At 69.0% G+C, this 25,889-nt stretch carries 22 protein-coding genes; 13 read left to right on the forward strand and 9 right to left on the reverse strand.

Annotated elements, in window-relative coordinates:
- The first annotated feature begins 17 nt into the window (after window positions 1-17).
- From ACYVOK_RS13605 to ACYVOK_RS13630, 6 genes are all read left to right on the forward strand, one after another.
- Entirely contained in the window at window positions 18-1,136 is a 1,119-nt protein-coding gene (locus ACYVOK_RS13605) for an adenylate/guanylate cyclase domain-containing protein (protein WP_460662725.1), read from the forward strand.
- Entirely contained in the window at window positions 1,133-2,725 is a 1,593-nt protein-coding gene (locus tag ACYVOK_RS13610) for a peptide ligase PGM1-related protein (RefSeq protein WP_460662726.1), read from the forward strand. Before ACYVOK_RS13605 ends, ACYVOK_RS13610 begins: the two co-directional genes overlap by 4 nt.
- An 8-nt stretch (window positions 2,726-2,733) precedes the next feature.
- Complete coding sequence (locus ACYVOK_RS13615) at window positions 2,734-3,354, forward strand: histone deacetylase (protein WP_460662727.1); 621 nt, start codon at window positions 2,734-2,736, stop codon at window positions 3,352-3,354.
- Between the two features lie 81 nt (window positions 3,355-3,435).
- Window positions 3,436-4,794 (forward strand): NAD-dependent succinate-semialdehyde dehydrogenase, encoded by a 1,359-nt coding sequence (locus tag ACYVOK_RS13620; RefSeq protein ID WP_460662728.1) that lies wholly within the window; start codon window positions 3,436-3,438, stop codon window positions 4,792-4,794.
- Window positions 4,795-4,932: 138 nt separating this feature from the next.
- A complete protein-coding gene (locus ACYVOK_RS13625) occupies window positions 4,933-5,886 on the forward strand; it encodes a trypsin-like serine peptidase (RefSeq protein ID WP_460662729.1) in 954 nt (317 codons plus the stop codon).
- Window positions 5,887-5,975: 89 nt separating this feature from the next.
- Entirely contained in the window at window positions 5,976-6,878 is a 903-nt protein-coding gene (locus ACYVOK_RS13630) for a hypothetical protein (protein ID WP_460662730.1), read from the forward strand.
- Here the strand turns inward: ACYVOK_RS13630 and ACYVOK_RS13635 are convergent.
- Both ACYVOK_RS13635 and ACYVOK_RS13640 read right to left on the reverse strand, forming a co-directional pair.
- A complete protein-coding gene (locus ACYVOK_RS13635; RefSeq protein WP_460662731.1) occupies window positions 6,818-7,480 on the reverse strand; it encodes an excalibur calcium-binding domain-containing protein in 663 nt (220 codons plus the stop codon). The genes ACYVOK_RS13630 and ACYVOK_RS13635 overlap by 61 nt on opposite strands.
- A gap of 93 nt (window positions 7,481-7,573) precedes the next feature.
- Complete coding sequence (locus ACYVOK_RS13640; protein ID WP_460662732.1) at window positions 7,574-8,086, reverse strand: winged helix-turn-helix transcriptional regulator; 513 nt, start codon at window positions 8,084-8,086, stop codon at window positions 7,574-7,576.
- Between the two features lie 66 nt (window positions 8,087-8,152).
- On the opposite strand from ACYVOK_RS13640, the gene ACYVOK_RS13645 reads away from it, so the two are divergent.
- On the forward strand, window positions 8,153-8,665 hold the full coding sequence (locus tag ACYVOK_RS13645; protein WP_460662733.1) for a PaaI family thioesterase: 513 nt from the start codon (window positions 8,153-8,155) through the stop codon (window positions 8,663-8,665).
- A gap of 76 nt (window positions 8,666-8,741) precedes the next feature.
- Here the strand turns inward: ACYVOK_RS13645 and ACYVOK_RS13650 are convergent, their stop codons facing one another.
- The 3 genes from ACYVOK_RS13650 to ACYVOK_RS13660 all read right to left on the reverse strand — a co-directional run bounded on the left by ACYVOK_RS13650 (window position 8,742) and on the right by ACYVOK_RS13660 (window position 13,000).
- Window positions 8,742-9,992, reverse strand: coding sequence for an aminotransferase class I/II-fold pyridoxal phosphate-dependent enzyme (locus ACYVOK_RS13650; protein ID WP_460662734.1), 1,251 nt, complete (start codon window positions 9,990-9,992; stop codon window positions 8,742-8,744).
- 82 nt (window positions 9,993-10,074) lie between these two features.
- On the reverse strand, window positions 10,075-12,471 hold the full coding sequence (locus tag ACYVOK_RS13655) for a penicillin-binding protein (protein ID WP_460662735.1): 2,397 nt from the start codon (window positions 12,469-12,471) through the stop codon (window positions 10,075-10,077).
- A gap of 97 nt (window positions 12,472-12,568) precedes the next feature.
- The gene (locus ACYVOK_RS13660; protein WP_460662736.1) at window positions 12,569-13,000 is read right to left on the reverse strand and encodes an Lrp/AsnC family transcriptional regulator; all 432 of its coding nucleotides are present in this window, start codon (window positions 12,998-13,000) and stop codon (window positions 12,569-12,571) included.
- A gap of 80 nt (window positions 13,001-13,080) precedes the next feature.
- Here ACYVOK_RS13660 and ACYVOK_RS13665 point away from each other — a divergent pair, with 80 nt between their 5' ends.
- Both ACYVOK_RS13665 and ACYVOK_RS13670 read left to right on the forward strand, forming a co-directional pair.
- Entirely contained in the window at window positions 13,081-13,791 is a 711-nt protein-coding gene (locus ACYVOK_RS13665) for an AzlC family ABC transporter permease (protein ID WP_460662737.1), read from the forward strand.
- Window positions 13,784-14,110 carry a branched-chain amino acid transporter permease gene (locus ACYVOK_RS13670; protein WP_460662738.1) on the forward strand — a complete coding sequence of 109 codons (327 nt, stop codon included), beginning with the start codon at window positions 13,784-13,786 and terminating at the stop codon, window positions 14,108-14,110. Before ACYVOK_RS13665 ends, ACYVOK_RS13670 begins: the two co-directional genes overlap by 8 nt.
- 11 nt (window positions 14,111-14,121) lie before the next feature.
- On the opposite strand, the gene ACYVOK_RS13675 is transcribed toward ACYVOK_RS13670, so the two are convergent.
- Together ACYVOK_RS13675 and ACYVOK_RS13680 are read right to left on the reverse strand one after the other, a co-directional pair.
- Window positions 14,122-15,180 carry a LacI family DNA-binding transcriptional regulator gene (locus tag ACYVOK_RS13675; RefSeq protein ID WP_460662739.1) on the reverse strand — a complete coding sequence of 353 codons (1,059 nt, stop codon included), beginning with the start codon at window positions 15,178-15,180 and terminating at the stop codon, window positions 14,122-14,124.
- Between the two features lie 4 nt (window positions 15,181-15,184).
- Window positions 15,185-17,575: a glycoside hydrolase family 3 N-terminal domain-containing protein gene (locus ACYVOK_RS13680; RefSeq protein ID WP_460662740.1), complete on the reverse strand. Its 2,391-nt coding sequence runs from the start codon at window positions 17,573-17,575 to the stop codon at window positions 15,185-15,187.
- 298 nt (window positions 17,576-17,873) lie between these two features.
- On the opposite strand from ACYVOK_RS13680, the gene ACYVOK_RS13685 reads away from it, so the two are divergent.
- The 3 genes from ACYVOK_RS13685 (at window position 17,874) to ACYVOK_RS13695 (ending at window position 21,151) form a co-directional block, all read left to right on the forward strand.
- Window positions 17,874-19,229: an extracellular solute-binding protein gene (locus ACYVOK_RS13685; RefSeq protein ID WP_460662741.1), complete on the forward strand. Its 1,356-nt coding sequence runs from the start codon at window positions 17,874-17,876 to the stop codon at window positions 19,227-19,229.
- Window positions 19,230-19,416: 187 nt separating this feature from the next.
- Entirely contained in the window at window positions 19,417-20,259 is an 843-nt protein-coding gene (locus tag ACYVOK_RS13690) for a carbohydrate ABC transporter permease (RefSeq protein WP_460662742.1), read from the forward strand.
- A gap of 1 nt (window position 20,260) precedes the next feature.
- Window positions 20,261-21,151 carry a carbohydrate ABC transporter permease gene (locus ACYVOK_RS13695; RefSeq protein WP_460662743.1) on the forward strand — a complete coding sequence of 297 codons (891 nt, stop codon included), beginning with the start codon at window positions 20,261-20,263 and terminating at the stop codon, window positions 21,149-21,151.
- Here the strand turns inward: ACYVOK_RS13695 and ACYVOK_RS13700 are convergent.
- Window positions 21,141-22,367, reverse strand: a complete 1,227-nt coding sequence (locus ACYVOK_RS13700; RefSeq protein ID WP_460662744.1) for an MFS transporter — start codon at window positions 22,365-22,367, stop codon at window positions 21,141-21,143. The two genes, ACYVOK_RS13695 and ACYVOK_RS13700, sit on opposite strands and share 11 nt — an antisense overlap.
- Before the next feature lie 59 nt (window positions 22,368-22,426).
- On the opposite strand from ACYVOK_RS13700, the gene ACYVOK_RS13705 reads away from it, so the two are divergent.
- Window positions 22,427-23,395, forward strand: coding sequence for an ArsR/SmtB family transcription factor (locus ACYVOK_RS13705; protein ID WP_460662745.1), 969 nt, complete (start codon window positions 22,427-22,429; stop codon window positions 23,393-23,395).
- A 62-nt stretch (window positions 23,396-23,457) separates the two neighbouring features.
- On the opposite strand, the gene ACYVOK_RS13710 is transcribed toward ACYVOK_RS13705, so the two are convergent.
- Window positions 23,458-25,878, reverse strand: a complete 2,421-nt coding sequence (locus ACYVOK_RS13710) for a glycoside hydrolase family 3 protein (protein ID WP_460662746.1) — start codon at window positions 25,876-25,878, stop codon at window positions 23,458-23,460.
- Between the last annotated feature and the right edge of the window lie 11 nt (window positions 25,879-25,889).

The following is a 25,889-nucleotide window of genomic DNA, read 5'->3' on the forward strand; positions in this document are numbered from 1 at the left end:
CCAGGCCGGGAGGCCCCATGACCAGGTTGCTTGTGGTCGACGACCAGGCGCCGAACGTGCGGTTGCTGGAGGCGATTCTGTCTCCGCGTGGGTACGACGTACTGACAGCGTTCTCGGGTCAGCAGGCGCTGGAATTGATCGGTGCCGAGGACGTCGATCTCGTTCTGCTCGACATCCTGATGCCCGGTATCGACGGCTACGAGGTGTGCCGGCGGATCCGCGACCAGGTGGACACGGCGTACCTGCCGGTCGTGATGATCACCGCCAGTGGCGACGAGCAGAAGGTGAAGGCACTCGAGGCCGGGGCGGACGACTTCCTGACGAAGCCGGTCAACCAGAGCGAACTGCTTGCCCGGGTGGCGTCGCTGGCACGCATCAAGCGCTACCAGGACACGATCAAGCGCCAGGCCGACGAGCTGACCGCCTGGAACCGGGAGTTGGAGTCGCGGGTCGAGAGCCAGGTGTCGCAACTGCAGCGGATGAGCCGGCTGCGCCGGTTCCTCAGCCCGCAACTGGCCGAGCTGATCGTCGATTCCGGCGACGAGTCGTTCCTGGCCAGTCACCGGCGCGAGATCGTCGTCGTGTTCTGCGACCTGCGCGGTTTCACCACGTTCGCGGAGGCGAGCGAACCGGAGGAGGTGATGGGCGTGCTGGAGGAGTACCACCACGCGCTCGGCGACCTGATCTTCCGGTTCGAGGGGACGCTCGAGCGGTTCGCGGGCGACGGCCTGATGGTGTTCTTCAACGACCCGGTGCGGTGCGAGGACGGCCCGCTGCGAGCGTTGCGGATGAGTGTGGCGATGCGGACCCGGGTCCGTGGGCTGGCCGAGAGCTGGAGCCGGCGCGGTCACGATCTCGCGCTCGGCATCGGCGTCGCGCAGGGGTACGCGACCCTGGGCACGATCGGCTTCGACGGCCGGATCGACTACGCGGCGATCGGCAGCGTGACCAACCTCGCGGCCCGGTTGTGCGCCGACGCCGAACCGTGGCAGATCCTCGCGACCGAACGCGTCTACAGCGCCGCCGGGGACGTGGTCGTCGCCGAGGACGCGGGATTCCGCGAGGTCCGCGGCTTCAGCCGGACCGTGCACGCGTTCAGCATCCGTGGCCTGGACAACTCGAGGATCGCGTCATGACCGGCGGGTTGTGGACCGGGACCGGCGAGGCGGCGCCCGGGTTGTCCGCGCTCACCGAGGAGGAGCGCTACCGGCATTTCGACCGGCTGCAGGCACGGATGGCCGGCGTGTGGGACGCGATGCGGTTGAACTACGACGACGAGTCGGTCGTCGTCGTACCGTCGATCACGCTGGACCGGACCGCGGCGGCCGGGACCGGGACCATGATGCAGGCCTACGAGGAGCGGTTCCTGTTCCTGCTGATCCTGCTGCGGGAACCGCGGCTGCGGATGGTCTACGTGACGTCGATGCCGGTCGCGCCCGAGATCGTCGAGTACTACCTGGCCCTGCTCCCCGGCGTGATTCCGAGTCACGCGCGCGCCCGGCTGTCACTGGTCGCGGTCAACGACGCCACGCCGATCTCGCTCAGCGAGAAGCTGCTGGCCCGGCCGCGGTTGCTGCGCCGGATCGCCGCGCTGATCCCGAACCCGATGCGCTCGCACCTGGTGCCCTACAACACGACCGAGCTCGAACGCGATGTCGCGATCAGCCTCGGCATCCCGATGTACGGCGCCGATCCGCGGCTGGCGCCACTGGGTTCGAAGTCCGGATGCCGGCGGCTGTTCGCGGAGGTCGGCGTACCGCACCCGCTGGGCGTGGAGAACCTGCACGGCCTCGACGACCTCGCGGACGCGCTGCTCACGATGCGCGCCGAGCGGCCGGCCATGGACAGCGCGATCGTGAAGCTCAACGAGGGCGTCTCCGGCGCGGGCAACGCCGTCGTCCGGTTGAAGGGGCTGCCCGCGCCCGGTACGGCGGGGGAGCGGGACGAGGTGCTGCGGCGGCTGCACGAGATGGAACTGGAGTCCGCGACGACACCCTTCGACGTGTACCTCGCCAAGTTCGCCGAGAACGGCGGGATCGTGGAGGAGCGGATCGTCGGCGACGACCTGCGCAGCCCGAGCGTCCAGCTCCGCGTCCTGCCCGGCGGCCAGGTCGAACTGCTGTCCACCCACGATCAACTGCTCGGCGGCGCGAGTGGGCAGAGCTATCTCGGGTGTGTGTTCCCGGCGGCGCCGGAGTACGCGCGACTGATCACCGAGCACGCCGCCACGATCGGGCGGGAACTCGCGAGCCGCGGCGCGCTCGGGCGATTCGCGGTCGACTTCGTCGTCGTACGGCGGCCCGACGGCGGCTGGACGCCGTACGCGATCGAACTGAACCTGCGCAAGGGCGGGACGACGCATCCGTTCCTGACGTTGCAGTTCCTGACCGACGGGCGCTACGACCCGGTGACCGCGCTCTTCCTGACCCCCGGTGGTCATGAGAAGCACCTGGTCGCGACCGACCACCTCGAGTCCGAACTGCTCAAGGGCCTGCTGCCGACCGACCTGTTCGACATCGTGGCGCGGCACCGGCTGCATTTCGACCAGTCCCGGCAGGTCGGGGTGGTGTTCCACATGATCAGCTGCCTGACCGAGGTCGGCCGGATCGGGCTGACGGCGGTGGGTGACACGGCGGCCGAGGCGGATCGCCGGTACCGTGATGCTTCCCGCATCGTGCTGGCGGAGGCCGAGCAGGCCTTCGCGGAGCATCCACTGCCGGCCTGAGAGGAACGATGCAGCGAGTCTGGTACGTCGCCTATGGCTCCAACCTCGCGCTCGATCGCTTCCGGTGTTATCTGGCCGGCGGCCGGCCGGAAGGCGGTGCTCGGGTCTATCCGGGATGCCGGGACCGGCGGGACCCGGAGCGGATGGTGGGCGTCGAGGTGCCGGGTGGGTTGGTGTTCGCGGGGGAGTCGCGGGTGTGGGGCGGCGGGTCCGCGTTCTACGACCCGGCGGCAGCCGGGTCGGTGGCCGCGCGGGCCTATCTGCTGACGCCGGACCAGTTGGGGGACGTGGCCGCCCAAGAGATGCGGCGGGAGCCGGGCGGTGAGTTCGCCCGGCGGTTGGCCGGGCTCCTGCCGGATGTCGACACGGTCCACACCATGGGGCCGGGTCGCTACGAGACCGTGGCCCGGCTGGGCGAACAGGACGGCGTACCGATGTTCACCGTGACCCACGGCACCATCGCCGACCTCGAGCCGAAGGCACCGACCCTCCCGTACCTCCGCTGGATCGCCACCGGCCTGGTCGAAGCCCATGCCTGGCCAGTCGGCCGGGTCGCGGAGTACCTCCACTCCGCACCGGGCGTCAGCGACGTCTGGACGCTGGAGGACCTCCTCGCGCTCACCGCTTGACTGGACGGCGGCGGTATCTGATGGCGCGACTACTGTATACAGTATGTGTCGAAGCGCACAGGTGAGCGGACGGAGGGCAGCATGTACAGGGTGACGAATCCGGCGAACGGTGAGCTGGTCGAAGAGGTGGCCAACTCGACCGATCAGGAGGTGCAGGAGGCGATCGGGCGGGTGCACTCGGGGTATCCGGCGTGGCGGAGCCGGACGGTGGAGGAACGGGCCGGGATCGTCGCGCGGGCGGCGGACCTGTTCGAGCAGCGGACCGGCGAACTGGCCGCGATCATGACGCTGGAGATGGGCAAGCGGATCAACGAGGGCCGCGGCGAGATCGGGATCGTGGTCGACATCTTCCGGTACTACGCCGAGAACGGGCCGGCGTTGCTGGCCGACGAACCGCTGGACGTCAAAGGTGGCAGGGCCGTCATCACCAAGGGCCCGATCGGTCCGCTGCTCGGGATCATGCCGTGGAACTTCCCGTGCTACCAGGTGGCCCGGTTCGTCGCACCGAACCTGGTGCTCGGCAACACCATCCTGCTCAAGCACGCGTCGATCTGCCCGCGCTCGGCCCGTGCGATCGAGGAGGTACTGCGCGACGCCGGCGTCCCGGACGACGTGTACGTCAACACGTTCGCGTCGAGCCGGCAGATCCCGGCGATCCTGGCCGACCCGCGGATCCAGGGTGTGTCGCTGACCGGCAGCGAGCAGGCCGGCGTGGCGGTCGCCGCCGAGGCCGGCCGGCACCTGAAGAAGGCCGTGCTCGAACTCGGCGGATCGGACCCGCTGATCGTGCTCGACACCGACGACATGGACGAGACCGTCAACGCCACCGCGACCGCGCGGATGCGCAACTGCGGCCAGTCGTGCAACGCGCCGAAGCGGATCATCGTCCTCGCCGGCATCTACGACGAGTACGTCGACCGTCTGACCAAGCGGGTCGCGGAGTACTTCGTCCCGGGCGACCCCGCCGATCCGGAGACGAAGCTCCCGCCGCTCGCCTCGATCGCGGCCGCGGACGAGGTCGCCGCCCAGGTGGCGAAGGCGTTCGAACAGGGCGCGACCCTGCGGACCGGCGGACGCCGGATCGGGCCGGGCGCGTACCTCGAGGCGACCGTGCTCACCGACGTCGCGCCCGGGACGGACGCGTACTACGAGGAGATCTTCGGGCCGGTCGTGATCGTGTTCCGGGCCGAGGACGAGGACGACGCGGTCCGGCTCGCCAACGACACGCCGTTCGGCCTCGGCGCCAGTGTGTGGGGGACCGACCCCGAGCGGCTGCGCCGGGTCGCCGACCGGATCGACGCCGGCATGGTCTACCTCAACCGCGCCGGAGGTTCGCAGGCCGACCTCCCGTTCGGCGGCATCAAGCGCTCCGGCATCGGCCGCGAACTCGGCCCGGCCGGTATCGAGGAGTTCATGAACAAGAAGTCGATCAGGCTGTGAAGGCTTTTGAAGCAGGGGTTTTCCGCCTATCGTGACGCACCAGATGTAACGGGCCGGTGACGCAGTGAGACCGGTCCGGCCAGATCGTTCCCGTGAGGACGGCCGGAACGCCCACCGGCCGGGAAAGAGTGGCTGCAGATGAAGCGTCTACGTCTTCGTTCCGCCCTGCTGGCGACCGCCTGCGCCGTCGCCCTCGTCGTACCGCTGTCCGGTACGGCGACCGCGGCGCCCACCGCGAAACCGGTGCCTGTTCACGAGCAGGCGCTGACATCGGCCGAGCAGGCCGCGGTCGCCGGCTTCTGGACACCGGAGCGGATGCGGTCCGCCGTACCGATCGACCGGCTGCTGAAGCCCAAGCAGCGGCTGGCCGGTGTGGTCGCGGCCGGCCGGCCGGCCACGGTCGCGCCGACCGCCTTCCCCAGCGGCGGCGGCCAATGGACCGGCGGCGGCAAGATCGTCAGCACCGAGGGCCGGGTGTTCTTCACCTATCAGGGTCGTTCGGCGTCGTGCTCCGGTACGGCGGTGACCTCGGCGAACGAGAGCACCGTCATCACTGCCGGGCACTGCGTGAAGCTGGACGGCGCGTTCCACACCAACTGGGTGTTCGTCCCGGCGTACAACAACGGCAGCACGCCGTACGGGACCTGGACGGCGAAGAAGACCTACGCGACGCCGCAGTGGGTGGCCAGCGAGGACATCAACTACGACGTCGGCGCCGCTGTGGTGAACCCGCTCAACGGCCAGAACCTGACCGACGTGGTGGGCGGCCAGGGCATCGCGTTCAACCAGGCACGCGGGCAGAACATGTACGCCTTCGGCTACCCGGCCGCGGCGCCGTACGACGGCTCGAAGCTGATCTACTGCAGTGGCAGGACGTTCAACGCGTTCATCTCGAACGGGATCGGCATGACGTGTGACATGACCGGCGGCTCGAGCGGCGGTGGCTGGTTCCTGCAGTTCAGCGAGTCGACCGGCGCCGGCATCGTCAACTCGGTGAACAGCTACAAGATCAACTTCGTCCCGACCTGGATGTTCGGTCCGTACTTCGGCACCGACGCGCAGAACGTCTACACCACGGCGCAGGCCGGCTGACCGCGACATGGGTGGGCCGCACGCGCTGCCGTGCGGCCCACCCGGGCGCATACTGCGAGATGTAGGGGAGCTTGCTCGAGGGGGCCGACATGGCTGAGCCCGCCGGATACTCGGTCAAGACCTACCGCTACCTGCGGATGGCCATGGTGGCCATGGTCGTCCTGCTCGGCGCGGCGCTGGTGATCGAGTGGTCGAAGACGAATCCGCGCTGCCTGCAGACCTCGATCAGCGCCTACTACTACACCCCGGTCCAGGCGATCTTCGTCGGCGCGCTGATCACCATCGGCGTCTGCATGGTGGTGCTGAAGGGCAACACCGAGCGGGAGGACATTCTGCTCAACGTGGCCGGCATCCTCGCCCCCGCGGTCGCACTGGTACCGACACCCGGCCAGGGATCGTGCCGATCGGTGCCGATGGTCCTGGGTGACACGGCGGCGAACGTCGCCAACAACATGCTCGCACTGTTCGTGGTCGGCGTACCGTGCCTGGTCGTCACCGCGGTGTTCGTGCTGCGGGCCCGGCGGTCGCGAGCGGACTGGAATCCCATGTACCTGCTCGGGTTCGTCGTCGCACTGGCGATCTTCGGCGGCGGCCTCGCCTGGTTCTTCCTGGACCGGGAAGGTTTCACCCGCAACGCGCACTATGCGGCGGCCGTGGTGATGTTCGTCTGCATCATCGCGGTGGTGCTGGTGAATGCCGAGCAGTTCCGGCGCAAGGAGCATCCCGCGCACAGTCGTTCCGCACCGGCCAACCGCTACTCCGCGCTGGCCGTCGCGATGGTCGTCGTACCGCTGGTGCTGCTGGCGTGGAAGGCACTGTTCGGCTGGGACCACGCGGTGCTGTGGATCGAGGGTGCGTTGATCACGCTCTTCGCGATCTTCTGGATCGTCCAGACCCAGGAGCTGTGGAACGAGGGACTCCGGTCGGGAGGTCAGGAGTTGCCGCGGTCGCAGGCGGTGCCGTCGCCGTTGCGGTCGAGGTCGGGGGAGTAGCCCGGGTCGCCGCGGTGCAGCGGCGCCTTGCCGGCGGCGCGGACCTCGGCGCAGTTCCGGTACACGATCGCCGCGGTCGTGGTGGTCGGGGCCGTCGTCGGATCGATCGGCTTCGGCGTGGACGACTGCTTCGGGGTGGACGGTTCCGGTGACGGCGGTTCGGTCGAGGTTGCGCTGGTCGGGGTTCGCGACGGCTCGTGCGTGCGTTGCGGCGTTGGCGCCGTGGTCGGGCTGGTCGTGCCGGTCGTCGTCGGAGGGGCGGTTTCGGGTGCTTCCGGCGTACCTTCCGATGCCGGTGGTGTCTCGACCTCGGTCGACGGAGCGGGGGTGATCGCCGTGTTGTCGTCACCTCCGGCGAGCGGGTTGAACAGCACCAGGCCGAGCAGTGTGAGAACGACGGCCGCGACCGCACCGAGCTTGAAGACGCTCGGACCGCCGTACCGGCCGATCGGGCCGCGGACCGGGCGACCGTTCTCGTCGACCCAGAACCTCCAGCCGGCGGGCGCGGGCGGCCAGGTCTCTGACGGACCCCAGTGTTTGGGCGGACGCCACCTGGCGTTGGGCGGGTCGGGCCAGCCGGGCGGCGCGTTGAACTGCCTCACGCAACTCCTCCTCCCCCCGAGGTTGTCCATCGCGCGAAGCAGCCTACCGAGGTCGGCCCGGGAACTGTGGGAAGGGCCCGAAAGTCCTTTGTTTCATACGTTTGACCGGTCGTCCGCCCGTCGCCGGCGGGCACCCGGACCCGGTCGCGGTACGGCGTCGCGCGGGGACGCCACCGTGTGGCCGGCCTCGCAGTGCACCTCGGTGTGGACGACGGCGCCGCAGTCGCGATGGGTGATGGTCAGCGGCGAGCCCTCCTCGCCGACGAGGTACTTGTCACCCCAGTCGCGGATCGCGATCAGCAGCGGGTAGAGGTCGAAGCCTTTCTCGGTCAGCCGGTACTCGTCGCGCTGCCGGGCGCCGGGTTCGCGGTACGGCACCTTGCGAAGGATGCCGTGGTCGACGAGTTTGGTGAGCCGGTTGGACAGCACCTGGCGGGGGATCGCGGTCCGGACCCGCATGTCGTCGAACCGGCGGACGCCGTTGAACACCTCGCGCAGCACGACCACGGTCCATCGCTCGCCGAGGATCTCCATCGCCCGGCCGATCGGGCAGTTGTCCACCGACCATTCCAGAGCGTCGTGCGTCGCGACATTCGATCCGGCCATGGGGCCCATCGTAGTGAGGGCTAGGTCTCGTTGACAGACCCAGACGGGTGGTGTGAGGCTCGGTCCATGACTGAGACCCAGCAGGTGACTCGCAGCCGTACCTTCTCCTGGTCCGACCCGGCGCTGACCGCGGCGTCACTCGGCGCGATCTCCGGGGTGGAGATGCTGCGGGCGATGCGGGACGGGAAGATCCCGGCACCGCCGATCCTGCAACTGGTCGGCGGGACCGGGATCGAGGTCGAGGAGGGCAAGGTCACCGTGTTCATGCCGGCGGCCGAGTTCCACTACAACCCGCTCGGCACGGTGCACGGCGGCATCATCGCGACGCTGCTCGACACCGCGGCCGGCTGCACCGTCCACTCGACCCTGCCGGCCGGCGTCGGCTACACCTCCCTCGACCTGATGACCCGCTTCCTCAAACCGGTCACCGTCGCCTCAGGCGTACTCCGCTGCGAAGGCACCCTCATCACCCGAGGCCGCCGCGCCGCGACCGCCCAGTCCCACCTGTACGACGAGCGCGGCACCCTCCTGGCCCACGCCACCTCCACCTGCCTCCTCTTCGACCTCGCCACCCCCTGACGCCTCGAGGACGGTCCAGGTGAGGACCGCCGGCCGCCGTCCGCTCGGAGGCGGCCTCGCGCGGGCGGTGCCGGGGTCAGGTGGGTTGGTTGACCTGGTGTTCGGCGGCGACGAGCCGGATGCAGGTGGCCAGGGCGGAGATGGCGGCTTCGACTTCGGGGAGCTCGGGGTAGGTGGGGGCGATGCGGATCGTGCGGTCCTCGGGGTCGTTGCCGTAGGGGTGACTGGCGCCGGCCGGGGTGAGCGCGATCCCGGCGGCCTTGGCCTTGGCGACGACCGCGCGGGCGCAGCCCTCGGGGACCTGGAGGCTGATGAAGTAGCCGCCGGCCGGGGTGGTCCAGGAGGCCAGGCCGGTGCCGCCGAGCTCGGCGGTGAGGATCTTGTCGACCGCCTCGAACTTCGGCCGGATCAGCTCCGCGAGATTCCGCATGTGCTCCCGCAGCCCGTCCGCGTCGCGCAGGAACCGCACGTGCCGCAACTGGTTGATCTTGTCCGGCCCGATGCTGCGCTTCGAGGTGTGGCTCAACCACCAGGCGACATTCGCGGGGGAGGACCCGAAGAACGCCACCCCGCTCCCGGCGAAGGTGATCTTCGAGCTGGACCCGAACACGAACGCCCGATCCGGGTGACCGTGCTCGGCGCACAACGCCAGCAGGTCCGCGATCTCCGTCTCGACGTCGGTCAGGTGATGGACGGCGTACGCGTTGTCCCAGAAGATCCGGAACTCCGGCGCCGCGGTCTCCATCGCGGCCAGCCGACGTACCGTCTCGTCGGAGTACACGGTCCCGTCCGGGTTGCTGTGCTTCGGCACGCACCAGATGCCCTTCACCTGCGGGTCCGATGCGACGAGCCGCTCGACGACGTCCATGTCCGGACCGTCCGGCGTCATCGGCACCGGCACCATCGTGATGCCGAACCGCTCGCACACCGCGAAGTGCCGGTCGTATCCGGGCACCGGGCAGAGGAACGTGATCCCCGGCTCGTCGACCCAGCGCCGCTCGGCACCTGGTACGACGCCCAGCAGCGCGAACACGATCGCGTCGTGCATCAGCTCCAGGCTGGAGTTGCCGGCCGCCAGCAGCTGATCGACCGGCACCTGCAGCGCGTCGGCGAAGATCGCCCGCAGCTCGCGCAGCCCTTCCAGACCACCGTAGTTCCGCAGGTCCGCACCGTCGGCGGACACCGCCTCGGCCGGTTGCTCGAGCATCGCGTTCGCCAGGTCGAGTTGTCGCGGCGACGGCTTCCCCCGGGTCAGATCGAGCTTCAACCCCCGCGCGACAAGGGCGTCGTACTCCTGGCGGGCGCGGGCAAGCTCATCGACTGTCACTGGATTCCCTCTCAGGCTCGGATCGGCAGACCACAGCGTAGTAACCAACGACCCATCCGCGCCGAGGTTTTCCACAGACTGATCAGCGGCCGCGGCGGCAGTTGGGGAATTTCGGGTCCCAGGGCGGGCAGGTGGGGAAGCCCGGGGGCGGCTTCATGGTGGGGGGAGTGGCCGGCGGTGTGGCGGGCGGTGTCGGGGGCGGGCTCGGCGCCTTGCTGCCGTTGGAGAGGAACAGGGTGACGGTCGCGCCTTCGGGAGCGCCGTCCTCCTGTCGCGGGCTGGTGTACGCGACGGTGCCCGCGGCCGCGTCGGAGTCGACCGGCTCCGGGGCGACCTGAGCCTTGAAGCCGAGCTGCGCGAGCTTGGCGATGGCCTCGGCCGGCGGCATCCCCTTCAGGTACGGCAGATCCTTCACGTTGCCGCGGATGATCTTGTCGTCCGGTTTCACGAACCGGCTCGTCGGCAGACCCTGCAAGGCCGCCTGCATCGCCGACTCCCAGATCGGGCCGGCGGTACCGGAACCGGACGCGTCCCGCAGCCGCTTGCCGTTCAGCGTCTGCCCGATCAGATCCTCGTACGGCGGGCTGGCGTCCGCGACCACCGAAGCGGCGGCGAGCCGGGAGGAGTACCCGGCGAACCAGACCGCCTTGTTGCTGTCGATCGTTCCGGTCTTCCCGGCCAGGTCGCTCTTGCCGAACTTCAGCTTGGCGCCGGTACCGCCTTCCTCCATCACCTTCTGCAGCACGTAGTTGACGCCGTCGGCGACGGCCGGCGACAGCGCCCGCTTGCAGCTGGGGGCCGGCGTCGGGATCGCCTTGCCCTTGCTGCTGGCGATCGAGGTGATCACCTGCGGCTTGCAGTACATCCCGCGGGCCGCGAACGTCGCGTACGCGTTGGACAGCATCAGCGGCGTGATCAGACCGGCGGAGCCGAGGGTGTACGAGACCACCTGCTCCAGCGGCTTCATCGTCTGGGCGTCGTACATGCCGAGCTTCGACGCGACCGTCGCGATCGGGCAGATACCGATCTGCTGGGACAGTTGCAGGAAGTAGGTGTTGGTCGACGCCCGGGCCGCGTCGATCATCGACGGGTCCGCGACCGTCCTGGTCGAGTTCTTCGGGTTGTAGTCGTCGTCGGACGTCGTCCCCGAACAGGTGCTGAACTTCTTGCCGCTCAGGTTGATCGTCTGCGGCGAGTTGATCCGGTACGTCATCGGGACGCCCTTCTGGATCGCCGCCGCGATCGTGAACGCCTTCATCGTCGAGCCGTTCTGGAAGCCGCCGTACCCACCGGGATAGGACTTCTCGACGTTGTAGTTGTAGGTCGTCCGGCCCTTCTTGATGCCGTACGGCCGGCTCTGCGCCATCGCCTTCACCAGGCCCGTGCCGGGCTCCACGATCGTGACCGCGGCGACCGCCTGGTCGGTCGGCTTCGCGTGCTTCCTGACCGAGGCCTCGGCCGCCTTCTGGATCCTCGGGTCGAGCGACGTCCGCACGACCAGTCCGGCGGTCTCGATGTAGTTCTCCCGGTCCTCCTTGGTCTTGCCGAAGACGGGGTTCTCCTTCAGCTTGGCGACGATGTAGTCGCAGTAGAACGGGTACGCCGAGTTCGCGCAGCCGTTCGGCACGTTGCGGACCTTGGCCGGGTCGATCACCGGCGTCCGGATCGCGTCCTCGGCCTGCTTCGCGGTGATGATGCCGAGTTCCTGCATCCGGCGGATCACCACGTCGCGCCGGTCCTTGGCCCGCTTCGGGTTGTTGGTCGGGTTGTAGCCGGTCGGGTTCTTCACCAGGCCCGCCAGCAGTGCGGCCTGCGGCAGGTTCAACTTCGACGCGTGGACGCCGAAGTAGTGCATGGCGGCCGCCTCGACGCCGTACGAGCGGTCGCCGAAGAAGGCCAGGTTCAGGTAGCTGTTGAGGATCTCGTCCTTGGAGTACTGCTTCTCGATCGCGATGGCGTAGCGGAGTTCGGCGATCTTGCGCTCGTACGTCTCCGCGGTCGCGGCCTGGATCTCCTCCGGCGTCCGCGCCTTGGCGACCAGACTGAGCTTCACGTACTGCTGGGTGATGCTCGACCCGCCCTGCTGGACCGACCCCTGCGACTGGTTGCGCAGCAGTGCGCGGAGCGTGCCCTTGGCGTCCAGCGCGCCGTGCTCGTAGAACCGGTCGTCCTCGATCGCGACGATCGCCTGCAGCATGATCGGGCTGATCTGCTTCAGCGTGACCGGGGTCCGGTTCTCCTGGTAGAGGGTGGCGATGAGCGAGCCGTCGGCGGCCAGGATCTGGCTCTTCTGCGCCAGCGGAGCGGTCTTCAGGTCCTGCGGAAGGTACTGCACGGTCTCGTGCGCCTTCTCGGTGGTGACGCCGGCCAGGCCGGCGAACGGCAACGCCAGCCCGGCGACGAGGGCGCCGCAGAGGCCACTGACCAGCAGGAACAGGATCACCGACTGAACGACCTTGGCCCGCTCGCGTCTGTGCATGGTCCGGGAGAGTACGCCAGGGGTAGGGCTTTCCGGGACCTTTTCGTTACAGCCTTAACGAATCTGCCCAGAGATCTCACGCACAGTGACACAGCACTTACTTGATGACCTTCATCGTGAAGGCGGAGGTGACGCGCTGGACGCGGGGAATGGGGAGGACGTGCTGACTGAGGAAGGCTTCGTACGCCGTGAGGTCCGCGACGGCGACGCGGACGAAGTAGTCCGGCGTGCCGAACAAGCGGCGAAGCTCGGTGACCTCGTCCAGGGCGACCAGGGTCTGCTCGAAGCGGTCCACCGCTTCGGCGTCGTTGGCTTCGAGCGTGATGTTGAGGAGGACCTCGAACGACCGGCCCATCGCGACCGGGTCGACCACCGCGCGGTAGCCGCGGATCACGCCGTCGGCCTCGAGACGCTGGACCCGGCGCAGACAGGGACCGGTGGTCAGGCCGACGCGGTTGGCCAGTTCGACGTTGGTCAACCGGCCGTCTCGGGTCAACTCCGCGATGATTGCGCGATCGATGGCGTCCATGGCTCGATGATTGCATGCTGGGCTCTCGGGTGAGCAATCTTTGCAACCACCTGTCACACGATTTCCGGGACCATGAAGTGGTGACCCAAGACCTCCTCGACCTCGACGCGACCTCACATCGGCCGGGTGTCCGCGCCGGGATCCGTGACTCGTTCTCCGCCGGACTGGGGATCTTTCCGCTCGGCATCGCGCTGGGTCTGCTCGTCGTCCAGGCCGGGCTTCCGTGGTGGACCGCGCCGGCGCTCTCGCTCGCTGCGTTCGCGGGCTCGCTCGAACTGCTGCTCGTCGGCATGATCGCCACGTCCGCGCCGCTGGCCGCGGTCGCGGTGACCACGTTCGTCGTCAATTTCCGGCACTTCTTCTACGCCTTCTCCTTTCCGCTTCACCTGGTGCGGAACCGCCTCGCCAAGGCCTACGCCGTCTACGCCATGATCGACGAGGCGTACGCCGTACAGGCCTCACTGCCGGAGCGCGAACGCTCGGCCGCACGGTTGATCGCCCTGCAACTGGCCTGCCAGACCTACTGGGTCGGCGGTGGCCTCGTCGGTGTCGCGCTCGGCGCTGCTCTGCCTGCGCCGATCGAGGGCCTGGAGTTCGCGCTGTGCGCCCTGTTCACCGTCCTGACCCTCGACGCCTTCCGCTCACGTCGCGAACTCCCCTCCCTGCTGCTGGCCCTGGGCAGTGTCGCTGTCGCCCTCGTTGTCACGCCGGGCGCCGCCATGCTCACCGCGCTGCTGCTCTTCGTCGTCCTCCTGCTGGCCCGCCACACCCTGAAGGTCGCCCATGCCTAGTACGACGTACGTCGTCGCCGTCCTGGCCATCGTTTTCACGATCACTCTCGCGCTGCGCGCCGTACCGTTCGCTGTCCTCCGCACCCTCCGTACGTCGGTGATCGTGCAGGAACTCGCGACGTGGATGCCGGTAGGAATTCTGGCGATCCTCGCGGCCTCGGCTCTTCACTCCACCGTCACGGAAGCCCCCGACGCAACGCCGTTCGCCTTCCTCGCAGTAGCCGTCACCGCGGCCGCCCACCTCGCCTCCGGCCGTCGGACCATCCTCAGCGTCGGTATAGGCACTGCCACCTACGTCCTTCTCGTCAACACCTTCTGAAGGTCGGGAAGCTAGGCCGGACGGTCGGCGGCTCGGGGCCGCGGGTAGGTGTTCGGGGCGGTGGATGCCCTGACGATGAGGGATGTCGCGAGCTCCACGTGGTGGGAGTCGACCTTCTCGCCCGCCGCGAGTTGCAGCGCGGTGCGCAGGGCCACGGCGCCCATCTCGCGGAGCGGCTGCTTCACCGTGGTGAGCGGCGGCGACGCCAGCCGCGCCACCTCGGTGTCGTCGAAGCCGACCACGCTGACGTCCTCGGGGACCCGCAGGCCGCGGGCGCGGGCCGCCTCCATGATGCCCAGGGCAACTTCGTCGCTGCCGGCGAAGATCGCGGTCGGCGGGTCCGGCAGGTCGAGCACGGCGGCCCCGCCGGCCAGCCCGTCGTCGTACAGGAAGTCCCGCAGCCAGATGTACTCCGGCGGTACCGGTGCGCCGACTGCTTCCATCGCGCTCCGGTACCCGCTCATCCGGGCCTGGTTGCACCCTGACGTCGGCTGTCCGCCGACGTACGCGATCCGCCGGTGACCGAGCGACAACAGGTGCTGGGTGGCCTCCATACCGCCGGCGAAGTTGGTGGAGCCGACGCTGGTCACGTCCGGCTGCGGGATGTTGGCCGGGTCGACGACGACGAGCGGCAGCCGGGCGCGGGCCAGCGCGGCCAGGTCGGGGTCGGCCAGTTCGCTGGTGAGTCCGATCGCCGCGCGCCGGCCGCTGGCGATGAGTTCGCGGATCCAGCGCGCTGCCCGCCCGCTGCTCGAGTTCGGCGGGTGCGGTGGGTGCGCGTTCAGTACGACGTCCACGCCGGCCACCTGACCGGCTTCGACGACGCCTTGGATCACCTCGACCGAGTAGGCGTTCAGCAAGCCCTGGTAGAAGAGCTCGACGGTGTCCCGCTCGACGGGTTCGGGCCGCCGGCCGACGTACCCGTGCTTCTGCAGGATGTCCTGGACCCGCGCACGGGTGGCCGGCGAGACGTCACTGCGCCCGTTGAGCACCTTGGAGACCGTGGCGACCGACACTCCGGCCGTGCCGGCCACAGTGGCCAGGGTGACGCGACCCTTCAACCGCGACATCTCATCACCCTCCTCCTGCTCCTTCGTCGACCGGCGTGACCTCGACCGGGGTCGTCAGTCGGCGTTCGTGCCCCACCACCCTCACATCCCCGGTGACCCGGACAAAAGCACGACACGGCAGGTCCAGCGACGACGTGCCGATCATCACTTCGACATCACCCGGCTCCACGATCCGCAGCAGGTCCGGACCGGTGTACGCGGTGCGATCCGCGTGTACGCGGAAGGTCACGTCGGTGGCCGCACCGGGCTCCAACGACACCCTCGCGAACCCGGTGAGCAGCTTCAGCGGGCGGGCGATCCGTGCCACGACGTCACGCAGGTAGAGCTGGACGACCTCGTCTCCCGCGCGGTCACCGGTGTTGCGGACCCGCACCGTCGCAGTGAACTCGCCGTCGTTCCCGATCTCCGTCGTACTCAGCCGCAGGTCGGCGACCTCGAAACTGGTGTACGACGCGCCGTACCCGAAGCCGAACAACGGCCGGGCCTCCAGGCCGCTGATCCCGGCGCTCTCCACACTGCCCAGCGCCGGCTGCAAGTACGTCCCTGGCTGTCCGCCGACATGCCGGGGGATCTGCACCGGCAGCTTGCCGCTCGGCACGACCCGTCCACTCAGTACGCCGGCGATCGCGGCCGCACCCTCCTGACCCGGGATGAACGCCTGTACGAGACCGGCAACCCTGTCCGCGAAGTCGCCGAGCGCGTACGGCCGGCCGGAGACGACCACCACGACGACCGGCGTACCGGTGTCCAGCAGCCGATCGAGGAGTTCACCCTGGACGCCGGGCAGCCGCAGGTCCTCCGCGTCGCAGCCTTCGCCGGACGTGCCGTGGCCGAACAGTCCGGAGAGGTCGCCGACGTACGCGATGACCAGCTCGGCGTCACGAGCCGCCGCGACGGCTGCGTCGAACCCGGACCGGTCGTCGCCGGTGACCGCGCAACCCTTCTCGTGCACGATTCCGACGTCCGGAAGTTCGTTGCGCAAGGCATCGATCGGGCTGAGCACCTCGACACCGAGACCGCGGTCGGGATAGCGGGGGAGCACGTGGTTGGGGAACGCGTAGCAACCCATCAGCGTGCGCGGATCGGCCGCGCACGGGCCGACGACCGCGATCGTGCGCAGGTCGCTGCGCAGCGGCAATGCGGAGCCCGCGTCGAGCAGGATGACGGAGCGCTCGGCGAGTTGCCGGGCGATCTCCCGGTTCCCGGCCGAGTCGAGATCGACGCCGCCGTCCCGGACCGAGCCCTCCGGCGTCCAGTCCGGGTCGAGCAGGCCGAGTTCAACCTTCTGCAGCAGCAGTCGCCGGGCCGCGCGATCGATCAGTTCCTCGGAGATCTCGCCCGACCTGACCTTGTCGACCAGGCCCGCGAAGCCGATCGTGTCCGGTAGTTCGACATCGGTGCCCGCGGTCAGCGCGATCGCACCGGCGTCCGCGTCACCGTCGGCCACGCGATGCATCGACGACAGGAACGGCACGGCCCAGTAGTCCGAGACGACTGTGCCGCCGAAACCCCAGTCGTCCCGCAGTACGTCGGTGAACAGCCAGCGATCCGCACTCGCCGGCAGGCCGTCGATGTCGGAGTACGAACTCATCACCGAGCCCGCGCCGGCGGTCGCGATCGCGGTCTCGAACGTCGGCAGGATGACGTCGAGCAACTCACGCCGGCCCATTGACACCGGACCGTGATTGCGCCCGGCCCGCGACGCCGAGTACCCGGCGAAATGCTTCAGGGTCGCGATCACGCCGGCGCTCTGCAGACCCCGCACGTACGCCGACCCCAGTATCGCGACCAGATACGGATCCTCGCCGATCGTCTCCTCGACCCGGCCCCAGCGGTAGTCGCGGACGACGTCCAGCACCGGTGACAGCCCTTGGTGCACCCCGACCGCGGCCATGTCCCGCCCGATCGCCGCGGCCATCCGCTCGACCAGGCCGGGATCGAAGGTCGCTCCCCAGGCGATCGAGGCCGGGTAGACGGTCGCGCCGTACGTCGTGAAGCCGGTCAGGCACTCCTCGTGCACCAGCGCGGGGACACCGAGCCGGGTGCCCTCGATCACCACCTGGTGCTGGCGGATCAGCTCAGCGACACCCTGGTCGACGGACTGCGGGACACTGCCCCAGACCCGGGTGAGATGACCGAGGCCGTGCCGGCTCGCCTCTTCCAGGGACAGCGATCCGCCGGTGGCGAACACGTCCTCCATCGGCGCGACGTTGATGGTCTCCTCCGCGGGGAGGTCGTGGTCGGCCATGTCGTTGCCGGCCCAGCGGCTGCCGAGCTGCGCGACCTTCTCCTCCAGGGTCATCGCCTGCAGCAGGAGCTCGGCCCGCTTCTCGGCCGGCAGCCCGGGATCGCGCCAGGGCTGGTCGGACGGCCGCTGCGAGGTGCTGCTGGACAAGAAATTCTCCCTTAACCTGAGCCGTTTGCCGTGACAAAGTATCGAAAAAGTTTCGAGCTTTCGACCGCTGCTCGCCGCACCTGTCACGTCTGCCGGGGACGTCGTGGATCCCTTGTGTGACCAGGGGATTCGTGACCTCACTGTGACCGCAAACTGACGCCAGTTCAAGTCTTGACAGTGATACCTGCGAAATCTACGTTACGAAACATAGTCTTAATCGGGATGCCCGCGATCCGCTGCGGCACCCCGCCACCCCCGCGCCGTGGAGCGGTCCGCGGCCTGGAGTACGGAGATCACTGTGGATCCCATCACGACATCTCGGCGTTCCTTTCTCGGCCTGGTCGGCGGCGGTGCGCTCGCGGCCGGGCTGGCTGCCTGCGGTACCTCAGGCCCACAGAGCTCCGGCGGCTCCACGGGTGGTGCGGCGGCCGGTAGCGGTGCGACGTACTGGTTCCTGACCGGCCAGCCGCAGCAGGCCATCCGGGAGGCGCAGGTCAAGCGGTTCAACGAGGCGAACCAGGGCAGCCAGATCAAGTTCACCACCTTCCAGAACGACGCCTACAAGCAGAAGATCAAGACCGCGATCGGGGCCGGCCAGGGGCCGACGCTGATCTGGGGCTGGGGCGGCGGCGGCCTGAAGAGCTACGTCGACGCCGGCCAGGTCGAGGACCTGACCCCGTGGTTCGAGGAGAACGCGGAGTTGAAGGGCTCGATCTTCCCGTCCGCCTTCGGCGCCGCGACGGTCGGCGGCAAGATCTACGCGATGCCGGTCGAGACCACCACGCCGATCGTGCTGTTCTACGACAAGCGCGCCTTCGACAAGGTCGGCGCCCAGCCGCCGCAGTCGTGGGGCGACATCATGGACCTGGTGCCGAAGTTCAACGACGCCGGGATCGCGCCGTTCTCGCTCGGCGGTCAGTCGCGCTGGACCAACATGATGTGGCTGGAGTTCCTGTTCGACCGGATCGGCGGTGCCGAGGTCTTCCAGAACATCTTCGACGGCAAGCCGAACAGCTGGTCCGACCCGTCCGCGCTGAAGGCGCTCGACGAGATGCAGAAGCTGATCAAGGCGAACGGCTTCATCAAGGGCTTCTCCTCGATCACCGCCGACTCCAACGCCGACCAGGCGCTGCTGTTCACCGGCAAGGCCGCGATGATGCTGCACGGTGCCTGGACCTACGGCAACATGAAGGCCTCCGGCGGCGACTTCGTCACCGGCGGCCACCTCGGCTACATGAACTTCCCGCCGGTCGACGGCGGCAAGGGCGACCCGAGCGACACGGTCGGCAACCCGGGCCAGTACCTGTCCATCTCCTCCAAGGCCAGCCAGGGCGAGAAGGACACCGCGAAGAAGTTCCTCGCCAACAACACCCTCGACGACGCCTCGGTCGAGGCCTGGGTCAAGTCCGGCAACATCCCGGTCGTCAAGAGTGCCAAGGACAAGCTGTCCTCGGTGACGGACAAGAACGACTCCGTGTGGCTGAACTTCGTCTACGACACCTCGGCCAACGCGAAGAACTTCGCCCAGTCCTGGGACCAGGCCCTCAGCCCGACCCAGGCCGAGACGCTCCTCGACAACATCGCCAAGCTGTTCCAGCTGTCCATCTCGCCCCAGCAGTTCGCCGACAGCATGAACGCGGTGATCGGCAAGTGACGGTGCTCTTGGCCGGGCCTCCGGCGCCGGCGTGGTCGTGGGACTTCGGCTGCCGGCCTTCCCTCGTCGCTCCGCTCCTCAGTCCAGGCCGGGAGGCTTCATGACCGTGACCGCTCCGCCCGTCGCGCCGGCGGGTTCCGGTAGAGCCCCGTCCAGCGCTGCCGGGCGGAGCGGTCCGGTTGCCTGGATGGCGATCCCGGCGCTGGCGATCTTTCTCGTGTTCGGGGTCGTCCCGCTGTTCGGTGTGCTGTTCCTCAGCTTCACCCAGTGGGACGGCCTCGGCGCCATCAACCCGGCCGGTCTCTCCAACTGGCGCTCGGTGCTCAGCGACCCCGGGCTGCCGCACGCGATCTGGGTGACGTTCGAGATCATGATCCTGTCCTGGGCGGTGCAGACACCGCTCAGCCTGTTGCTCGGCACCTTCCTGGCCGGCCGGCAGCGGTACCGCGGCTTCCTCGCCGTGCTGTTCTTCGTCCCGTTGCTGCTCAGCTCGGCCGCGATCGCGATCACCTACAAGGCGCTGCTCGACCCGAACTTCGGGCTCGGCGCCGGGCTGAAGATCGGGTTGCTCACCCAGGACTGGCTCGGCCGGGAGAACCTCGCGCTCGGCGTGGTCATCTTCGTGGTGTCGTGGCAGTTCATCCCGTTCCACTCGCTCATCTACCAAGGCGGCGTCCGGCAGATCCCCACCTCGATGTACGAGGCCGCGTCGATCGACGGCGCCGGGCGGGTCCGGCAGTTCTTCAGCATCACCGTGCCGCAGTTGAAGTACACGATCATCACGTCGTCGACGCTGATGGTGGTCGGGTCGCTGACCTTCTTCGACCTCATCTTCGTGCTCACCGCCGGCGGTCCCGGCGACGCGACCCGGGTGCTCGCACTCGACATGTACAAGCGTGGTTTCCAGGCGAACCTGATGGGTCCGGCGAGTGTGATCGCCGTCCTGCTGGTCCTGATCGGCCTCGCCCTCGCGCTGCTGCTGCGCAGACTCGGCGGCAGTACGACGTCCAGCCAGATGGAGGGTGCGTGACATGGCAGTGGCGACCAGCGGAGCCGGTACGGCGGCTCGCCGTACCTCTCGTGGACAGGTCACCGTCCGCAAACTGCTGCACCTGAACTGGTTCGGCGGCGCGGCGGCCTGGGTGTGGCTGGTGATCGTGATGGTGCCGCTGTACTGGATCGTCGTGACCAGCTTCAAGGACCAGACGGCGTACTTCAGCCAGAACCCGTTCGCCCTGCCGACCGCGCCGACGCTGGCGAACTACAAGCTGGTGATCGAGTCCGACTTCCCGCAGTACTTCCTGAACAGCGTGATCGTCACGGCCGGGACCATCGTTCCGGCGGTCGCGATCGCGTTCATGGCGGCGTACGCGATCGTCCGCGGCGCCGGTGGCAGATTCCTTGCCGGAGTCAACGGGTTGTTCCTGATGGGGCTGGCGATCCCGCTGCAGGCCACCATCATCCCGGTCTACCTGCTGATCATCCGGATGCACCTGTACGACAGTCTGCTGGCGATCATCCTGCCGTCGATCGCGTTCGCGATCCCGCTGTCGGTGCTGGTGCTGTCGAACTTCATCCGGGACGTCCCGAGGGAACTGTTCGAGTCGATGCGTGTCGACGGCGCCAGCGAGTGGGACATGCTCCGCGGTCTCGCCCTGCCGCTGACCCGGCCCGCGCTGGTCACTGTCAGCATCTACAACGGCCTGGGCGTCTGGAACGGCTTCCTGCTTCCGCTGATCCTGACGCAGAGCCCCGACAAGCGGACCCTCCCGCTCGCCCTGTGGACCTTCCAGGGTCAGTACAGCGTCAACATCCCCGCCGTCCTGGCCTCCGTCATGCTCACCACTCTTCCGATCGTCCTCCTCTACGCCATCGGCCGGCGCCAACTCCTCAGCGGCCTCACCGCCGGCTTCAGCCGCTGATCACTCCTTCCGCAGCCCCACGACCTCCATGCCGCGAGCCTAGTCCGGGGTCGGGGTCCGTTACGCGTGACAGCGGCCGGGTGAGGGCGATGGAGGCGAGCAGGGACGCGCCGGCGAAGGCGGTGATCGTGGGGGCGGGGGAGGTCAGGTCGGCCAGGGCGCCGGCCAGGATGGCGACGACGCCGAACGTCGTCATCCGCAGAGCGCTCTCGAGACCGAGAACCTGACCGCGGAGATCGGCCGGAGTCAGATCGACCAGAACCTCCTGCTGGGACAGGGACGCCGCGTAGCCAGTGCTGCCGAGCGCGACCAGCACGGACAGTACGGCGATCGGCAGCTCGAAGGCGAAGCCCAGGAACGGCACGGCCAACAGAATCCGCAACCATCGCCCGGCCACGCGCCGACCCGAACGACTCAGGAACCGCCCGACGACCAGGTCACCGGTCATCATCCCGGCGGCACCGGCGGCCAGTAACCAACCGGCCTCCGGGCCGGTGTACGGGACGAACAGGGCCTCGCAGCCGACGATCAGACCGTTCGGCAGGGTGAGTGCCAGCAGCAACGGACGCGTGCTGGCCTGGCTGAGGAGCCGGCGGTTGCCGCGCCAGGTCTCGGACAGGCTGGTCCGGGCCACACGTCTGGCCTGCCGATCCGTGAGGCCGAATCGGATGACCGGAACGGCCAGCGCCGAGCAGCCCGTCGCCAGCCACAGCACCTGGGACGGACTGAGGGCCTGCAGCAACAACCCGGCCGTCCCGAACCCGGCGATCTGCATCGCGCCGACGGACAGGTTCATCGCCGAGCGACCGAGCACGAACTGGTCCTGGTCGACCACCTCGTTCAGCAACCCCCAGCGGACCCCGGAGCCGATCGACAACCCGTAGGCCACCATCAGCGCGAGCAGCAGCCGCATCCAGGCGCTGAGATCCAGCGCTGCCTGAGCACCGACCGCGACCGTCGACAGGCAGGCGAGCATGGTCAGCACCCGGCGCGGTCGCGCGGTGTCCGCCGCCGACATCAGCGTCGAGGCGCCCAGGACCTGCGCCAGCGACGGCCCGAACATCACCAGCGCCGCCAGCAGGGCCGACCCGGTCGCGGCGTCGACCATGAGCGCGAGGGTCAGGCTCGTCATGGTCGAGGACGCGTTGCCGAGCGCGCTGCCGATCCACAGGCTGCGGAACTCCCGATTCGCGAAGATCTCCCGGTAGGTGCTCATACCAGGCAGCATCGACGCCGGCCCGCCGGCCGCCTACAGTTTCGGGTGGAGGCGAAACGTTGTCCGAATTCCTCGTCGACGCCGACACCCTGGCGAACGCCCGGTTCGGTACGTCGCAGCTCACCGAGACGGTGTCCGCGCTGAAGCTTCTCCGCGCGCCCACCGAGCCCTGGTACCGCGCCTGGAAGGACGCCCACGTGGCTGCCTTCGAGGACCAGTTGCGCAGGAACCCGGTCTGGGCGGCGATCGTCGGCAACGCGTTCGGCCGGAGTTGGGTCGCCGACTTCTTCACCGTCCCGCCGCTCGAACCGGACCAGGAGTTGTCCGACGAACTCGAGCTGCTGACCGCGCTGGACGACGGCCAGATCCGCGCTGACCTCACCGTCGTACGGACACCGCTACCGGACATCCTGCTCGAGTCGACCGGGCTCGCCGAGGAGGCGGCCGAGCTGCTTCGGTGGGTCTGGAAGACCACGGTCGAGCCCGAGTGGCCGCGGCGGTTGCGGCTGCTCCAGGCCGACATCGTCTCGCGAACCTCCCGGCTCAGCGAGCAGGGCTGGTCCGGCGTACTGCGGGGACTCGGACCGGACGTCCGCTGGCTCGGCGACGGGCGGATCCAGGTGAACCGCTGGGACTACCCCGTCACGGATGTCCGCGGTCAGGACCTGATGTTCATCGCTGCCCACACCAGAGGTGTCAACGTTTCCTGGCGCAAGCCGGACCGCTACGCCCTGACCTATCCGGTCACCGGCATCTTCGCCGGCACCGAGACTCCGGCCGAGCCGCTCGTCCAGCTGCTCGGCCGCAACCGCGCGCGGATCCTGGTCGAGGCAGCCGAGCCGGTCAGCACGACCGTCCTGGTCGCCACCACCGGTCTGTCCTTGGCCACTGTCTCGGACCACCTCCGTGTGCTGACCGATGCCGGCCTGCTCGAACGGCGCAGGTCCGGCCGCTCGGTCCTCTACTGGCAGTCCGACACCGGCCGCCGCGTCGTACGCCGCCCGGCACCGAGCCGCCGCCGCCCCTAGCCGGATACCAGCCGCCGTCCGCGGCCTCCTCAAACTGGTCCAGCCGCAGCGAAGGTGAGCTGCTAGGGCAGCTGAATTGTCGTGGACAAGGGAAGATCCGAAATCGAGGAGCCGGCTCGAAGGGTGAAGGTGCCTGGCTCGGTGGTCCAGCCGTTGTCCCAGTGTTCGAAGGTGTGGTTGTGCAACTGGACGGTGATCTCGCGCGCCTCACCGGCGTTGAGGCGTACGACGGCGAACCCGGCCAGCCAGCGGACCGGGCGGTCCACGGTGGTCTCGGGGCGTTCGGCGTACACCTGGACGACGTGCTTGCCGGCCCGGCCGCCGGTGTTGCGGACGGTCAGGGCGACCGACGACGGGTCGATCGCCCGGAGGTCGGTGAGCTCCCAGGTGGTGTAGCCGAGGCCGTGGCCGAACTCGAAGGCCGGCTCGGTCCCGGCGCGGAGCCAGGCCCGGTAGCCGATGTGGATGCCTTCGTCGTACCGGACGATCCCGTCGCGCGAGGTGACGTCCATGACCGGTACGTCACTCTCCTCGCGCGGCCACGTCGTCGGTAGCCGGCCGCCTGGCTCGACGACGCCGAGCAGTACGTCGGCCAGTGCGTTGCCGTACTCCTGGCCGCCGAAGTAGGTGACCAGGAGTGCGGCAACCTCGCCACGCCAGGGCAGCAGGACGGGCGAGCCTGCGTTGACGACCACGACCGTGCGCGGATTCGCCGCGACGACGGCCCGGACCAGGTCGTCCTGGTGACCGGGAAGCGCGAGCGTGGTCCGGTCGTAGCCCTCGGACTCGACCTTGGAGTTGGTGCCGACCACCACGACCGCCACGTCCGCGGCCCGCGCGGCCTCGACGGCTTCGTCGATCAGTACCTGCGGATCCGGGACGTCCGGCTCGACGCCGACGGTGATGCCGAAGGCGTCGGCGAGACCGCCTTCGCGGCTCGGCAGGTCCAGCTCGACCCGGACGTCGACCGGCCGGCCGGCGGTCACCGCGAGCGGGGTGGAGATCGACGGCGGCGCCAGCAGCGCGGCGCCGAGGTCGGTGCCGACCGGTACGGCGACGTCCTCCCGCAGAAGCTTGCCGTCGGCAAAGATCCGGCCGCGGCCGACCGAGGCGAAGCCGAGCAGTACCGAACCGGACTCGGCCGGCGTGTACGTCGTACCGAACTCGAAGACCGCGGTGTCGCCGATCGGTGCGTCGCCACCGAAATAGACCAGCGCGCTGGAGAAACGGTCCTCGGCGAACAGTTCGGAACCGTCCTCGGCCAGGAAGCGCACCCGGGCGCCCGGACGGCCGCTGCTGGGATTGGTCATCGCCGACAGCGGCAGCTCCGCGACGCCCTCCTGGACGACCGCGCCGATCGAGTACGTCACGTCCGCGTCGGGCAGCGCCGCGCGGAGCCCGTCCAGCGGTGAGACCACGGACGCGGGAATCACGGTCGCGCTGCCGCCGCCCTGGGTCCGGGCGTCCCGCGCGTTGTGGCCGATGACCGCGACCCGCTGCAGAGCGCCGGCGTGCCACGGCAGCTCGCCGGCGTTGCGCAGCAGCACCGACCCTTCGGCGGCCGCCCAGCGGGCGAACGCGACACCGTCCACGTCCGGTACGTCGGCAGGCTTCTCGAACCCTTCGAGCGCGCCGACCCGGGCGGCCAGCGTGAGCAGCCGCAGGACCTTCCGGTCGATCAGGCGTTCCTCGATCTCCCCGGAGCGCACCGCCTCGACCAGAGCATCACCCCACGCCCCGACCGGCCCCGGCATCGCCAGGTCCTGCGAATGTTTCGCGCTCTCCAGGCTGCGTACGGCGGTCCAGTCGCTGACGACCACGCCGTCGAATCCCCACTCGCTGTTGAGTGGCGTCTCGAGCAACTCGTTCTCCGAGGCGGTCACGCCGTTGATCGAGTTGTACGCACTCATCACCAGCCACGCCCTGGACTCGACGACCGCCTTCTCGAACGCGAGCAGGTACACCTCGCGCAGCGCACGGTCGCTCACCACTACATCGGCGGTGAAGCGCTCGGTCTCGAAGTCGTTCGCGACGTAGTGCTTCGGCGTCGCGCCGACACCCCACTCCTGCACACCGGCCACGTACGCCGCGGCGAGATCGGCGGTGAGCACCGGGTCCTCGCTGAATGCCTCGAAGTGCCGTCCGCCGAGTGGCGAGCGGTGCAGGTTGATCGTCGGCCCGAGAACGACGTCGACGCCTTTGCGACGTGCCTCGAGAGCCGACACCACGCCGTACCGATGGGCGATGCCGAGGTCCCAGGACGACGACAGGGCGGTCGCAGACGGGAGGTTCAGCGACGGGTCGCGCTCGTCCCACACCGGGCCGCGGACGCCGCTCGGGCCGTCGGACAGCACCATCGAGCGCAGCCCGATGCCGGGCAGCGGATGCGTGGACCAGAAGTCCTGGCCGGTCAGGATCCGGACCTTCTCCTCGAGTGTCAGCCGGTCGAGGAGTCCGGTGAAATCAGCGGGTGCCGGGCTCATGCGTGTCACTC

This window comes from Kribbella swartbergensis, from assembly GCF_054784135.1.

Excerpts from the sequence above, each read along its gene's own strand:
- ACYVOK_RS13610 (WP_460662726.1), top strand. The coding sequence starts at position 1,133 with ATGACCGGCGGGTTGTGGACCGGGACCGGCGAGGCGGCGCCCGGGTTG.
- ACYVOK_RS13675 (WP_460662739.1), bottom strand. The coding sequence starts at position 15,180 with ATGTCGCGGTTGAAGGGTCGCGTCACCCTGGCCACTGTGGCCGGCACG.
- ACYVOK_RS13655 (WP_460662735.1), bottom strand. The coding sequence starts at position 12,471 with ATGCACAGACGCGAGCGGGCCAAGGTCGTTCAGTCGGTGATCCTGTTC.
- ACYVOK_RS13605 (WP_460662725.1), top strand. The coding sequence starts at position 18 with ATGACCAGGTTGCTTGTGGTCGACGACCAGGCGCCGAACGTGCGGTTG.
- ACYVOK_RS13660 (WP_460662736.1), bottom strand. The coding sequence starts at position 13,000 with ATGGACGCCATCGATCGCGCAATCATCGCGGAGTTGACCCGAGACGGC.
- ACYVOK_RS13690 (WP_460662742.1), top strand. The coding sequence starts at position 19,417 with ATGGCGATCCCGGCGCTGGCGATCTTTCTCGTGTTCGGGGTCGTCCCG.
- ACYVOK_RS13670 (WP_460662738.1), top strand. The coding sequence starts at position 13,784 with ATGCCTAGTACGACGTACGTCGTCGCCGTCCTGGCCATCGTTTTCACG.
- ACYVOK_RS13700 (WP_460662744.1), bottom strand. The coding sequence starts at position 22,367 with ATGAGCACCTACCGGGAGATCTTCGCGAATCGGGAGTTCCGCAGCCTG.
- ACYVOK_RS13615 (WP_460662727.1), top strand. The coding sequence starts at position 2,734 with ATGCAGCGAGTCTGGTACGTCGCCTATGGCTCCAACCTCGCGCTCGAT.
- ACYVOK_RS13630 (WP_460662730.1), top strand. The coding sequence starts at position 5,976 with ATGGCTGAGCCCGCCGGATACTCGGTCAAGACCTACCGCTACCTGCGG.
- ACYVOK_RS13625 (WP_460662729.1), top strand. The coding sequence starts at position 4,933 with ATGAAGCGTCTACGTCTTCGTTCCGCCCTGCTGGCGACCGCCTGCGCC.
- ACYVOK_RS13710 (WP_460662746.1), bottom strand. The coding sequence starts at position 25,878 with ATGAGCCCGGCACCCGCTGATTTCACCGGACTCCTCGACCGGCTGACA.
- ACYVOK_RS13620 (WP_460662728.1), top strand. The coding sequence starts at position 3,436 with ATGTACAGGGTGACGAATCCGGCGAACGGTGAGCTGGTCGAAGAGGTG.
- ACYVOK_RS13640 (WP_460662732.1), bottom strand. The coding sequence starts at position 8,086 with ATGGCCGGATCGAATGTCGCGACGCACGACGCTCTGGAATGGTCGGTG.
- ACYVOK_RS13645 (WP_460662733.1), top strand. The coding sequence starts at position 8,153 with ATGACTGAGACCCAGCAGGTGACTCGCAGCCGTACCTTCTCCTGGTCC.
- ACYVOK_RS13695 (WP_460662743.1), top strand. The coding sequence starts at position 20,261 with ATGGCAGTGGCGACCAGCGGAGCCGGTACGGCGGCTCGCCGTACCTCT.